Source organism: Shewanella sp. K8, from assembly GCF_028823715.1.
GTDB classification, from domain to species: domain Bacteria; phylum Pseudomonadota; class Gammaproteobacteria; order Enterobacterales; family Shewanellaceae; genus Shewanella; species Shewanella algae.
In genome coordinates, this window is the sequence record NZ_JAPEHY010000057.1 from 1 (window position 1) to 13,063 (window position 13,063).

At 53.2% G+C, this 13,063-nt stretch carries 13 protein-coding genes; 3 read left to right on the forward strand and 10 right to left on the reverse strand.

Translation table 11 applies throughout. From position 1 onward, the window contains the following. Nucleotides 1-92 precede the first annotated feature (92 nt). Nucleotides 93-959 carry a protease HtpX gene (gene htpX, locus ON072_RS20285; protein WP_025011003.1) on the reverse strand — a complete coding sequence of 289 codons (867 nt, stop codon included), beginning with the start codon at nucleotides 957-959 and terminating at the stop codon, nucleotides 93-95. 288 nt (nucleotides 960-1,247) lie between these two features. Here htpX and pepE point away from each other — a divergent pair, with 288 nt between their 5' ends. Continuing rightward, the gene (gene pepE / locus ON072_RS20290) at nucleotides 1,248-1,958 is read left to right on the forward strand and encodes a dipeptidase PepE (protein WP_025011004.1); all 711 of its coding nucleotides are present in this window, start codon (nucleotides 1,248-1,250) and stop codon (nucleotides 1,956-1,958) included. 45 nt (nucleotides 1,959-2,003) lie between these two features. Here the strand turns inward: pepE and bioD are convergent, their stop codons facing one another. From bioD to bioB, 4 genes are read right to left on the reverse strand one after another with little or no spacing between them, the layout of a single operon-like run. Further along, nucleotides 2,004-2,693, reverse strand: a complete 690-nt coding sequence (bioD, locus tag ON072_RS20295) for a dethiobiotin synthase (RefSeq protein ID WP_144224661.1) — start codon at nucleotides 2,691-2,693, stop codon at nucleotides 2,004-2,006. Between the two features lie 37 nt (nucleotides 2,694-2,730). After that, a complete protein-coding gene (locus tag ON072_RS20300) occupies nucleotides 2,731-3,522 on the reverse strand; it encodes a methyltransferase domain-containing protein (RefSeq protein WP_243888522.1) in 792 nt (263 codons plus the stop codon). Next, on the reverse strand, nucleotides 3,519-4,658 hold the full coding sequence (locus ON072_RS20305) for an aminotransferase class I/II-fold pyridoxal phosphate-dependent enzyme (RefSeq protein ID WP_261753050.1): 1,140 nt from the start codon (nucleotides 4,656-4,658) through the stop codon (nucleotides 3,519-3,521). The genes ON072_RS20300 and ON072_RS20305 overlap by 4 nt, the downstream gene beginning before the upstream one ends. A gap of 1 nt (nucleotide 4,659) precedes the next feature. Continuing rightward, nucleotides 4,660-5,724 (reverse strand): biotin synthase BioB, encoded by a 1,065-nt coding sequence (gene bioB / locus ON072_RS20310; RefSeq protein WP_044735865.1) that lies wholly within the window; start codon nucleotides 5,722-5,724, stop codon nucleotides 4,660-4,662. Nucleotides 5,725-5,898: 174 nt separating this feature from the next. Here bioB and bioA point away from each other — a divergent pair, with 174 nt between their 5' ends. Next, nucleotides 5,899-7,215, forward strand: a complete 1,317-nt coding sequence (gene bioA, locus ON072_RS20315) for an adenosylmethionine--8-amino-7-oxononanoate transaminase (protein WP_261753051.1) — start codon at nucleotides 5,899-5,901, stop codon at nucleotides 7,213-7,215. Nucleotides 7,216-7,326: 111 nt separating this feature from the next. Here bioA and ON072_RS20320 read toward each other — a convergent pair whose 3' ends face one another. The 3 genes from ON072_RS20320 to cobB all read right to left on the reverse strand — a co-directional run bounded on the left by ON072_RS20320 (nucleotide 7,327) and on the right by cobB (nucleotide 11,009). Next, nucleotides 7,327-9,360 (reverse strand): multiheme c-type cytochrome, encoded by a 2,034-nt coding sequence (locus ON072_RS20320; RefSeq protein ID WP_261753052.1) that lies wholly within the window; start codon nucleotides 9,358-9,360, stop codon nucleotides 7,327-7,329. Between the two features lie 357 nt (nucleotides 9,361-9,717). Further along, entirely contained in the window at nucleotides 9,718-10,143 is a 426-nt protein-coding gene (locus ON072_RS20325; protein ID WP_261753061.1) for an ATP-binding protein, read from the reverse strand. Between the two features lie 131 nt (nucleotides 10,144-10,274). Further along, nucleotides 10,275-11,009 carry a Sir2 family NAD+-dependent deacetylase gene (gene cobB, locus ON072_RS20330; protein WP_054744788.1) on the reverse strand — a complete coding sequence of 245 codons (735 nt, stop codon included), beginning with the start codon at nucleotides 11,007-11,009 and terminating at the stop codon, nucleotides 10,275-10,277. A gap of 261 nt (nucleotides 11,010-11,270) precedes the next feature. On the opposite strand from cobB, the gene fur reads away from it, so the two are divergent. After that, nucleotides 11,271-11,702 carry a ferric iron uptake transcriptional regulator gene (fur, locus tag ON072_RS20335; RefSeq protein WP_025011008.1) on the forward strand — a complete coding sequence of 144 codons (432 nt, stop codon included), beginning with the start codon at nucleotides 11,271-11,273 and terminating at the stop codon, nucleotides 11,700-11,702. A gap of 54 nt (nucleotides 11,703-11,756) precedes the next feature. Here the strand turns inward: fur and ON072_RS20340 are convergent, their stop codons facing one another. Both ON072_RS20340 and rnk read right to left on the reverse strand, forming a co-directional pair. Further along, entirely contained in the window at nucleotides 11,757-12,038 is a 282-nt protein-coding gene (locus tag ON072_RS20340; RefSeq protein ID WP_025890086.1) for a hypothetical protein, read from the reverse strand. A gap of 92 nt (nucleotides 12,039-12,130) precedes the next feature. After that, on the reverse strand, nucleotides 12,131-12,544 hold the full coding sequence (gene rnk / locus ON072_RS20345) for a nucleoside diphosphate kinase regulator (protein ID WP_025011010.1): 414 nt from the start codon (nucleotides 12,542-12,544) through the stop codon (nucleotides 12,131-12,133). Nucleotides 12,545-13,063 lie beyond the last annotated feature (519 nt).

The window sequence follows — 13,063 nt, forward strand, 5'->3', positions numbered from 1 at the left end:
TTTCTGAAAGTCAGAGAGGCGTTCCCCGGAGATCCGCGATGAACCTAAAAAAAGGAGGCCAACCGGCCTCCTTAAGAGAAAGTATTGCTAAATTATCCGCGGTTTCTCAGCGCTTCGATACGCTTTTCAAGCGGTGGGTGACTCATAAAGAGTTCGGTCATTGAGCGCTTGCCATTGATACCGAAGGCCGACATATTGGCCGGCATGGCACCGGTTTCCGGCCCGGTGCGCAGACGTTCAAGCGCCGCAATCATCTTGTTCTTGCCGGCAAGACGAGCGGCACCTTCGTCGGCGCGGAACTCACGGATGCGGGAGAAGTAAGCCACCACCATGGACGCCAGAATACCAAACAGCATATCCAGCACAAATACCACAGCCATATAAGCTATGGTGCCCAGGCCTTCACCCTCTTCATCGTTGCTGGCAACAAAGTTATTGATGATACCGGCAACCACACGGGCAGCGAAGATAACAAAGGTGTTCACCACGCCCTGGATCAGGGTCAGAGTCACCATGTCACCGTTGGCCACATGGCTGACTTCGTGCGCCAGTACGGCTTCCACTTCATCGGCACTCATGCCGTAAAGCAGACCTGTACTCACAGCCACCAGAGAATTGTTTTTGCTTGGACCTGTAGCAAAGGCGTTCAGTTCAGGCGATTGGTAGATGGCCACTTCCGGCATCTTGATCCCGGCCTGTTGTGCCTGACGGGCTACAGTCTCGAGCAACCAACGCTCTGTGTTATCTCGGGGCTGAGTGATCACCTCACAACCCATAGTCTTCTTGGCCATCCACTTGGAAATCGCCAAGCTGATAAAGGCACCACCAAAACCGAAGATCGCCGCAAACACCAGCAAGCCACCCATGGTTTGAGTATTGACACCCAAAATAGACATGACGATCGATGCCACCAACAGGATGGCAAGGTTAGTCAAAATCAATAGAAATACACGCTTCATATCAGCTCCTGTAAGGTACCCTTGTACCGGAATTGCGTCATTGCAGACATAATATGTCCACTTGGCGGGAATTCAAGTGGGAAAAGGTAAATTATTGTTTAGCTTTCTCGCCCAAACGCCCCGGTTACGCAGAGGAAGCAGTCTAGGCAGGCTTGATTAAATCAAACTTAATCAATTGCCCGAGTGCGGCTTTTTAAAGCGACCAAAAACACCGGCGGCGATTGTTGAGTGTAAAGGCTTTTTGTTACCATCAAGCAACGCAAATCAATCTGAAGGACAGCGACGATTATGACGATAAATACCCTGCTGCTCAGCAGCTCCCGCGCTGGCGACACCCCTTACCTGGAACATGCCCTGCCCTATATTGAGCCTATGACAGAAAAGGCCCGCAAGTGGATATTTATCCCTTATGCCGGTGTCAGCATGAGCTATGACAACTATCTGGAAGCCGTGGTTAATGGCCTGGCACCATTGAGGTTGGATATCTCCTCTATCCATCAACATGGCGATCCCAAGCAGGCTATTCGCGATGCTGACGGCATTCTGGTTGGTGGTGGCAATACCTTCCACCTATTGCATGAGTTGTACCGCTACGATCTGCTGCATCTGATCAAAGAGGAAGTCGCCGCCGGCAAACCCTATATTGGCTGGAGTGCAGGTTCAAATATTGCCGGCCTCAGCATACGTACCACCAATGATATGCCTATTATAGAGCCGCCATCATTCAGCGCCCTTGGCCTGCTGCCACTGCAGATCAATCCGCATTACAGCAACTACAAGGCGCCGGGTCATAATGGTGAAACCCGGGCCCAGCGCTTGCTTGAGTTTACCTGTGTCGATCCCAAGACGCCGGTACTGGCCATCCAGGAAGGCAGCGCCCTGTTGCTGCAGGACAATAAACTGAGTCTTTTGGGAGATAAGGAAGCTTATCTGTTCAGCGGTGTAGAGCAGGAGATCCCCGTGCCTGTAGGCAGTGATCTTTCCAATCTATTGAGCTAAAAAGCCTCGGCCCTACGTGGCCTTGCTTCTTTTTAACTCCAGGGCTCAACCGGGCACTTTGGCCAGCAAAGGGCTCAAATCTAGGTGCTGAGACATGGCCTCGGCACTGGGATGAGCCAGATGCGGCACCACTCCCAACAGCGGCGCCTGCATCAAGTCTTTAAGGCTGGCCAGGTTTTCATCGAAGCGACTCATATCGGCTTCGGCGCGATTGGCCACCCAACCGGCGATTTCAAGCCCATCGGCGCGGATCACTTCCTGGGTCAACACGGCATGATTAAGGCAGCCAAGCTTCATTCCCACCACCAGAATCACGGGCAGAGCCAGTCCCTGCACCGCTTCCGATAAGAAACGCCCCTCCCCCAAAGGCAAACGCCAACCACCGGCCCCTTCTATCAGGCAGAAATCGGCCATGGCATATTGGGTAAAATCCAGCGCTGCCAGTACCGCCTCGGGGCTGATATCCAGGCCGAGATCGGCGGCAGCAATATGAGGGGCAATCGCCGGCTCAAAACTGAAAGGATTCACCTTGTCGTACTGCAGTTTCAGAGTGGATTCATCCATCAAGGCCAGGGTGTCCGGGTTTCTCAGCCCGTAAGGGGTGTTGTGGCAACCCGAGGCCAGGGGTTTTACCCCCAAGGTTTTCAAGCCATGCTCGACTCGTGCCTTATGCAGCAGCGCGGCCCCGACCTGAGTCTTGCCACTGTCGGTATCTGTACCTGTTACAAAAAAAATCATCGCTGAACTACCCCTACAGCCAAAACATCAATGGTTATTTTCGGGCCTGAACCATTACTATCCTGTATGTCAGCGGCATTCCCTTGTCCGTTCTAAGGACTTCGGCCTGCCCGTTAAGTGTATGCCAAAAACCCTTTCCCTTGAGCCCGGCACCTGAGTTTTTGTCGGCGCCGACTGAAGCGCCGACCCCCTTGACGGAGTAAAGCAATTCCCTGAGATTGGCAAAGTGGCACTGAAAGGTGCGGCTTTGCGTGTGCAAGCTCTGCCAGGGATGCTGCGCCAGCGCTTGCTCCAACTTATGTTCGGCTGCAAATGCCTTGACTCGCAGCCCCAGCGTCTGTAATTCGGGCAAACTGCCCCGGGCCACTATGGCTAGGCGCGCCGAACCGCCTGGGCGCATGACCCGAAAAATCTCTGCCAAGGCGGCCGGAATATCGCCGCACCACTGCAGCGCCAGATTGGAATAAACCGCATCAAAGCTGTTGTCGCCAAAGGGAAGCTGCTCGGCATTGCCACAAACAGCCTGATAATCGGGGAAATTTCCCTTTAGCTGCTTGAGCATTCCGCTGGCGATATCCAGGGCAGTCACGCTTTGGGGCCAGAGCGTGGCAAAAGCCGTGCCCGGACCTGCACCTATATCCAGCAGTTTTCCTGAGTGTGGGCAATCGTCCCAGTCAAGCAAGGCTTCGGCCGTCAGACGCTGCACCCTATTGTGACGCTCATAGGCGGTTGCCGCCTTGGAAAAGCGCCCGGCAACATCCCCAAGCGGCACGGATTGCACCAGGCCTGAGTGACTGGCCAGAGGCTCATGACTCATGTTGCTCATGCCATCAGCTCCGCCAGTGCCGAGGCCAAGGCCAGTATATCCTGCTCCCTGTGCTCGGCGCTCAGGGTAATACGCAGTCTGGCACTGCCTTTGGGGACTGTGGGTGGCCGAATCGCCCCCACCAGGAAGCCGCGTTCCAAAAGTCTTGCCGCCAGCGCCATACACTTGCCACTCTCACCCACCAACAGAGGTTGAATTGGCGACTCAGATGGCATCAAGGAGATCCCCGCCTCTTGGCAGCTGCGGCGAAACAAAGCGATATTGGCGTTGAGGCGCTCAAGCAAGGGCTCTTGCTGGATCAGCTCCAGGGCCTTGAGCACGCCCATACAGCAGGCGGGTGAGAGCGCGGTGGAATAGATGTATTCACGGGCATTGGCCACCAGATAGTCTATCAATTCCTGCGAGCCCACAATCGCCGCGCCCTGACCTCCGAGCGCCTTACCAAAGGTCACCAAACGGGCAAATACAGGCAGGGATGATGACTCAAATAGGCCAAAGCCGTGGGCATCATCGAGAATAAGCGGGCTGCCGTGCGCTTGGCACAAGTGGCTCAATTTACCGAGCGGCGCCCTGTCGCCATCCATGCTGAACACGGTTTCGGTGAGCACAGCGCTGCCGGGATGCCGGGCCAAAAGCGTTGTAGCTGCCGCCATATCGTTATGGGCAAAACGCCGTATTTTGGCCTTTGAGTCGCGCAGGCCATCTATCATGGAGGCGTGCACCAATTTGTCGGCAATCACTGTATCTTCAGCGCTAAAAAGGGTTTTCATCAGCGCAGTGTTGGCGGCAAAACCACAGCTGAACAGTAACGCCGCTTCTGCGCCGAGCGTCCGGCACAGACCTTGTTCCAGCTTGAGATGCGCCTCGCTGTAACCCGAAACCAGAGGTGAAGCGCCGCTGCCACAGCCATAGATCTCTGCGCCCTTGGCGAGCGCAGAGATGACCTTGGGATGACGGGCCAGGCCCAGATAATCATTGGCGGCAAAATCCAGTAATGGTTTGCCTGTGGCTTGGGCAACAGGATGCAATAGTCGTTCACGGCCGGACGCTGCTGCAAAGCAGCGTCTTTGCCTGAGCAAGCCGCCGCGCGCAAGCTCTTCACGGCGGCGGGCCATTTTGTCCAGCAATGAGGTCAAGTTACAGGGCTCCGGCGTCGTAAAACTGTCCCTGAGCCTTGTTATTGATAGCCTCTGCCTTGGCCGCGGCGCGGGCTATTTCGGCGCCCTCTTCCTCGACCGTGGCGGCCTTGCCCTGCTCCGGAGTCAATCCCAGACGGCGGAACAGGCTCATATCGTCATTTTCTTCCGGGTTAGCGGTGGTCAACAACTTGCACCCATAGAAAATCGAGTTGGCCCCGGCAAAGAAACACATGGCCTGCAGCTCATCTGTCATATTTTCACGCCCGGCCGACAAGCGAACCCGTGACAAAGGCATCATGATTCTGGCCACGGCTATGGTGCGCACAAACTCCAGCGGATCCAGGTCGTCCAGGCTGTCCAGCGGCGTACCGGCCACCTTGACCAACATATTGATAGGCACAGAGTCAGGATGTTGCTCCAGATTGGCCAACTGCTGCAGCAAGCCCGCCCTGTCGGTGGCCTGCTCGCCCATACCGACAATCCCGCCGGAGCACACCTTCATACCGGCGGCGCGTACATTGGCCAGAGTGTCCAACCGCTGCTGATAGGTGCGGGTGGTGATGATGTCACCATAGTATTCCGGCGAGGTATCCAGGTTATGGTTGTAGTAATCCAGCCCGGCTTCGGCCAGCTCGTTGGCCTGGTTTTCGCTGAGCATACCCAAGGTCATACAGGTTTCCATCCCCAGGGATTTAACCTCCTGCACCATCTGCTTGAGATAAGGCATATCGCGTTCATGCGGGTTACGCCAGGCGGCTCCCATGCAGAAGCGGGTCGCACCGGCGGCCTTGGCACTTCTGGCCTCTGTCAGTACCTTTTCCATCTCCAGCAGACGCTCTTTTTCCAATCCTGTGTCGTAGCGGGCGCTCTGGGGGCAATATTTGCAGTCTTCCGGACAGGCACCCGTCTTGATTGACAACAGACGGCTGACCTGAACTTCATTGGGATTGAAATGGGTTCTGTGCACGCTGTGGGCACGAAACAACAAATCATTCATCGGCAGGGCAAAGAGGGCTTCAACCTCTTCACGGCGCCAGTCATGGCGCAGCTCTGTATTGGACATATTCTGTGTTACCTGAGTCTGATCTATTTGTTGCTGAAGCCGATTTTGCCGATTAATCCATCGGGATCCGGGTTCAGCTGGCTGCTTGAAGGCCTGAATTATTTTCGTTAGCATACCCGCGACGCCCTCACTGTCAACGCCAACCAGTTGCACAGGTTTACCTTTGGTTAATATATGAGCATAGATTATTGTTTCGACCGTCAGCATATCTGGCATCCCTACACTTCCATGAGCCACACCCTACCCGTTTATGGGGTTAAAGCCGCCGAGGGCGTACGCCTGACGCTGGAGGATGGTCGCGAGCTTATCGACGGCACCAGCTCCTGGTGGGCCTGTGTCCATGGTTACAGCCACCCGGCAATTCTCAGCGCCATGGAAGAGCAACTCAAACGCCTGAGCCATGTGATGTTCGGAGGGATCACCCATGAGAGCGCCATAGAACTGTGTCGCCAACTCATCACTATCACCCCGGAGCCACTGACTAAGGTGTTTCTGGCTGACTCAGGCTCCATTTCGGTGGAGGTGGCGCTGAAAATGGCGCTGCAGTACTGGCAAGGACAAAACAAGACTGAGAAAAACCGCATCATGACGGTCAAGCAGGGCTACCATGGCGACACGTTCGCCGCCATGAGCGTCTGCGACCCGGAGGGCGGTATGCACACCATGTTTGGTGACAATGTGGCCCGGCAACTGTTTGCCCCGGCGCCGAGCACACCCTTTGGTGAAACCGCTAAAGCAGATGACATCGCCGGACTCGAAGCCATGCTGGCCGAGCACGGCAAGCAAACCGCCGCGCTGATCCTCGAGCCCATAATGCAAGGTGCCGGTGGCATGTGGTTTTACAGCGCCGACTATCTCAAGGCGGCTAGAGCCCTGTGCGACAAGTACGATGTGCTGCTGATCCTGGATGAAATCGCCACAGGTTTTGGCCGTACCGGTAAGCTGTTTGCCTGCGAACACGCAGACATAGCGCCGGACATCATGTGTGTCGGCAAGGCGCTCACCGGCGGCTATATCAGTCTGGCGGCGACGCTGTGCAGCGATAAAGTGGCGGCGGGTATAGACAGCTCCCCTGCCGGCGTATTTATGCATGGGCCTACCTTTATGGCCAATCCTCTGGCCTGTAGCGCCGCCCGCGCCAGCCTGGCACTGCTGGCAAGCGGTGAGTGGCAAGCTCAGGTCAAGGCCATTGAAACTCAGCTTAAACAGGAACTGGCACCGGCAGCGGTACTGCCGGGAGTCAAAGCGGTACGGGTACTTGGCGCCGTTGGGGTACTGGAGATGCACAAACAGGTCAATACCGCGGCGCTGCAGGCCGAATTTGTTGCCCGCGGCGTGTGGATCCGCCCCTTTGGTAAACTCATCTATATCATGCCGCCCTATGGTATCAGCGCAGAAGAGCTGAGCTGCCTGAGCCAGGCCATGCTGGAAGTAGCAGCACTGACGAGCGAGCAAAATCAAGATGACAGCGCCTTCGTCAGTCACGGCTGAGCCCGCTACACCTCAACTCTACTCAGGACAGCAAAAAAAGCGGCTCAAATGAGCCGCTTTGTCTTGAGGTAAACCAAGCCTTGCAGGGAATGTTTACTCAATAAAACCCTTTTAGAACTTATGGTACTTATCGATACCAAAGGTTCTGCCGGTGTCATGGCAAGTCGCACAGGATTCGGCACTTGGCTGCTTGAACCACTCAACAGCCGGGATATCCACGCTGATATCACCGCCGTTTTGGCTCATATGCGCCTTGGCCGAATCACTGGTGTGGCAGGCATAACAGTTTGCGGTGACCGGGCTGGTCATCTTGCTGCCGGGCTCCAGAATATACTGGTTGGGCACAGCGGCCAGCGACAGGCCATCCTGGTGACAGGCCACACAACTGCTGGCCGGTGCAATCGCTGCGGCGCCGTTGGCTTTTCCTGTCTGACTCCAGTTACCATCGGCATCCTGAGCCACTTCACCGACAGTTGCCCCCTTACCCCAGTGCCAGCTGTGGATCATGGGACCGAAGCCGGCACCATAATCGGCGCTGGTGCGGGCCATTCCGTTGCCGTGACAAGCGATACAACCCTTACCACCGTTATCGAACTCACCGTTCTTGTGGAAGGCAGTCACATCGTTATGGCAGGTGATACAGCTGCTGTCAGCCACCACCTGACGCCGATCAAAGCCGGAGATCTTGCTGCCATCGGCCGGACTGATCACATCTGAGTAAGCTGTGAAGGAGACCCCCATGGAGCCGTCATAACCATTGGCACGAATGCGATCACCTGTCTGACCACGTACCTTGCCATCATAGTACTGCCAACCTTCGCTGGAGAAAGTCACCCGCGCCGAGAACATATAACCGGCATTCTCATAACCTGCGGCTATGTTGGCCGCCGCATAACACACAGTGCGGGTACCATCGGCATTGTCCGTCTTGGTTTCTGAGTTACGGGCGCCCGGGCGGCCCACCAAGCCATGGTTGTCATAGGCATGCAGGTATGCGCCCGCATAGACTATCGGCTTGGCGGCAACATAACCTGCGGTGGCATAATCGGCATTATAGTTGTTGCCGATATTGACCAGATTGCCCTCTTTATCCTTGACACTGATGGTCGAACACCAACCACCGGCACCATCGGATTCAGGGGTAGAAAGCGCAACTGTGTAACCAAGGCGCAACGCTTGCAACTTGGTGATCCCGGCTTTCTGTTCATGCAGTCCACGGAAGTCCAGACCATTTGAAGGCACTATGTCTCCGGCCGGTGTCCCTTCTTTACCATGACAATCGATACAACCGGGGCCGGTAAAGTTACTGTTGATCGGCGCATCAGTATGGCAACTGCTGCAGTTGAGCACGCTGAAGTCCTTGCTGAACTCCCTGTGATTGATGTGACCTATCTTGGACAAGGTATTGGTGGCATAGCCACCGATGGAGAATCCTTCATCATTGGTCGCTGCGCGACTGACTGAGCCGTGACAGACCAAGCAACCTGCCAAAAAATTCACTTCACCGTCCATGCCTTCAGCCACGTAGCTGGCGTGACGACGAGGACTGAGTGAATAATCCACGTGACAGGCATAACAGGCTTCTGTTGTGGTACTGAATTGACCTTCCGGCTTATTGACGACCAACGCCTTTGAACGGGCAATGGCATCATTACCGCCGACACGCAGCCAAACAATGCCTTCAGTGGCGGCATTAACACCTGCCATTGGGGCTTCAAAAATATAATGACCATCATCTACTTGAGTCAGCGTTGCACCTTCTGTTGCCTGAGTTACTGCACCACCGATATGAACATTGTCCTCAACCCCATTAATAGGATTTTCATCCCGGTTAAGAATAAAACCTTTAGCAGTCAAAGCAGCCACTTTTGCCTGAACATCTGTCAGTTCATTAATTAAGTCGCCATTTTCATCTGTTACTTCAAATTCGTAGCTAACCTTACCCTCGCCCAAAGTGTAATTAATCACTTTAACTTGGGTTTCGACCGATTGGGTCACTGGAGGATTCGTCCCCGGCTTCCCAGGTTCTCCGGGGGTTCCCGGTTCGCCTGGCGCTCCATCACGGCCATCTTCACCATCACTGCAACCGGCCAACAGTATCGCCATCACCATCAGCGCAACTCTTTTCTTTTTAAGTATGGTCATCTTTCTCTCCTGTCTGAGCAAAGGAATACCGCTTGCTCACTCTTTATTTTTAAGAGGAACAATCCGACTCCCGAAACTCAAACGAAAGTTATAATAATGATTAACGGATCTATTCTGACCCGAGCAGATAATATGACTAAAAATAAAACAAAAGAGTGAGCAAAGACACAAGATATGACTATGAAACATTTTAATACGATTAAAATTATTAAAATAAACTTAAAAATATTAATAGGTGAATTACTGGCTTTATTAAAGAAATATATCAACTCGGAATTTCTTTAATCATACTCATCTTATACCGATATATTGCAATTTATGAAATCAGATATTTTAATTTACTTGCAAAAGTTATTTTTAATTTCTTTGAAATTGACTGGCTATTCGTTGAATGGAGTTAAGACTTACGCCATGTTTGTTTCGCTTGGCACATTTACGCTGGTGAGTTTTGCTGCGCACATCACCAATCTGTTGAATATGCACCCTATAATTCAAGGCCTTTGCAGCCGCCTGATAGGCCGCAAACTCCCACAGTGCCATGTTGGTATTGTCACAGATAACCACAGGCACGCCAGATGCCAACGCCTCGATGAAGCGGCTCAGGTTGAGCTGATGAAATTCCGGCAAACGGGCAATGTCGAAGCAGTAGCGGTTATTTTGGTAAAAGAAGCTGTCGGTTGAACACAGGCCTCTCTCAGTGACATTCTGGGCAATCCTCGCTGGTAGTTCCTGGATAAACTGCCGAACCCAGTAAGATTTGCCGCTGCCCGGCAGACCGCGCATGATGATTGCCAAGCGGCTGTTACCATCAATAGCCCCGGGGTCAATAACCCCCTTGATCTCTTGGATATTACGCGCGCTTGAAATACCGACAGGCGGCTCAAGCAGGCTGGCACCCGTTTTGGGCTCAGGCATCAATTATGGCCGGTTTGATTGCAGATAGACTGACCGGCAAGGATACGCTCTACCAGTGCAGGTACCATCTCACTGGCCTTGCCTTGCAGGTGAATTTGAAACTGGCTGTGTCTGTCTGCCGGCATCAGATTGACCTCGACGGTAAGCGCACCATGATGATTGGCGCTGTCGACAAAACCGGCAGCGGGATAGACAGTGCCTGAAGTGCCAATGGCAATAAAGAGATCGCAGTGATCCAAAGCATCGTGAATTCTATCCATTCCCAGGGGCATTTCACCGAACCAAACCACATGAGGCCGCAAACGCTGCGCCGGAATACAGCAGGTGCAGGTATTCTCCGGCCCGAAGGGTTCGTGCAGGGTAAAGGTTTGCCGCGAGCGCGGACAACGCCCCTTGGAAAGTTCACCGTGCATATGCAGCAAGCGCCTGGAGCCGGCTCTCTCGTGCAGATCGTCTATGTTTTGGGTGACAATAAGCAGTTCCCCCTCAAACTCCTGCTCAAGGCGAGAGAGCGCTGTATGGGCGGCGTTGGGTTCTATATTGCCCGCATGCAATTGCTGCCAACGGCCATTGTAGAAGCGCTCGACCAATTCAGGGTCACGCTCATAGCCTTCAGGAGTCGCCACATCTTCAATATGATGCTCTTCCCACAGGCCATCTTGATCCCTGAAGGTGCGTAATCCGGACTCGGCAGAGATCCCGGCGCCGGTTAAAACCACGATTCGACGATGCATCTAGTGTCCTTTTTGTTTTTCTGTCATCCTGCCAACGATGACCACACACTGCAATTATGCCTTGGTATAACCATACAAAAAGTATGTTTAAATTGCTTGTTTTTATTCAAATTTATGCCGATTATAGCCAAGTTACCCCACAGAAGTACCAAAAGCCGGATCAGAGGTTTAAGTTTTAGAACAGTACACATATAATGGGGTCTATTATCCACGGACGAACCTATGTGTAATACCAAGGGTTCTGCAATCAAGAGATTAGCCATGACAGATGGAAATCAAGCGCTGAAGAAAGCGGGTTTGAAAATCACCCTGCCACGAGTCAAAATCCTGGAGCTGATGCAAGAACCGGAGAACCAGCATATCAGTGCCGAAGATTTATATAAGAAATTGCTGGATATCGGCGAAGAGATAGGTCTGGCTACCGTTTATCGGGTACTGAACCAGTTTGATGATGCCGGCATTGTCAGCCGTCACCACTTCGAAAGCGGCAAAGCCGTGTTTGAACTCTCCACCCAACATCATCATGATCACCTGGTATGCCTGAGCTGTGGCAAAGTGATCGAGTTTTCCGATGATCTTATCGAGCGTCGTCAGCATGAAATCGCCATGCGTCACAATATCAAGCTCACCAATCACAGCCTCTACCTCTATGGCGTCTGCACCAACGACAAGTGCGATCACGGCCAAGAGTGATAATTAAAAAAACCAGCGCCAAGCGCTGGTTTTTTATTGCCGGTAACCTTGGAGTTACCAGTTTAAAGCCAGAGGCTCGCCCTTCTTCCTTGGGCAGGCATGGCTGAAAAGTGTTGGATCCGCATAGCAAAGAAAACGGTTATTGGCGAAAAGCCTGAACAACCAATCCCCCTCTTCGGCAAACTGCGCCGGTGGGGTCAAATTCCCTACGTGCTTGGGCTCCAAACCAGCAAACTGCATCAGTTTGTCGGCGTCCTGTTCACTGATCAACTGTGGATCCGCCGGTAATTTACCGCTGCCGGCAGAAAAACCATTGTGGACAAAGTACTGCTTCATCTTTATCTCCATTCCCTGTCGTTGGTGCATTCTGAGTGACTTAGTTGTATATCACTCCCGTATCCGTTCAAGAGCCTTACCGGCTCCGGTGCTTAGCGGTGAAAATCACCTGAGCGCTCCGGTTGATAGATAATCTCTTCAATCCGCACTTTCACTGTGCCGCCACCCGGGCCCGGCCATTCAATTTCATCACCCTGGGCCAAGCCCAACAAGGCGCCGCCAACCGGAGCCAGAATTGAAATTTTACCGGCACTGCCATCGGCATCTTTTGGATAAACCAGACGCAAGGTGAACTCTTCATTGGAGGAAGACATACGAAAACGAACTTCAGAGTTCATGGTCACCACATTGTCCGGCATCTCCTTGGATGGCCTGATTTCCGCTCTCTCCAGCTCAGCCTCAAGCGCTTGATGGCCAGGAAAGGCATTGGCCGGCAATGAATCCAGTAAACGCTCCAGGCGCTCCAGATCCACTTCAGAAATTACGATATTAGGTTGTGTACTCACAGCAATCCTCTACTTTTCAGAAAAGCCGCCTGAGCGGCCCCACATCGGGTCATCCCTTCCCCCATTGAGGGTTGACACCAATACCCAATCGCTGAAAATCGCCTGACAGGCGTTTCAGACTCATTCAGCTTGAATCAACTATCTCGAGGTCTTTCGCCCCCGAATTGCACTTCAGCGCCGCATCGGGCGAACCAATACGGCGCTGAAGTCTGTGTTAACACTGCATCAAACCCTCTGGGTTTATCCGGATACCCGCGTCAGTGGCTGCTCTGGCGCAACCCATTACCCGGCTCCTGATAACAACAAACCCACAACCCAGAGAAAGATGATTGATAACAATTTGAATTTTTTAATTTTTTAGCGCATTAATGCACCAAGACTCCCCGAAGGGATAGCCTAGCCCCAATCTAACCTTTTCCCAATCAAATATCCAGCCGGGGGCATCTGAGCTTCATCACAGCAGCCAGTAAAAAATCCACCTGCATAGCAGGTGGCTTTGAACAGCCCCCTAGAAGGGGG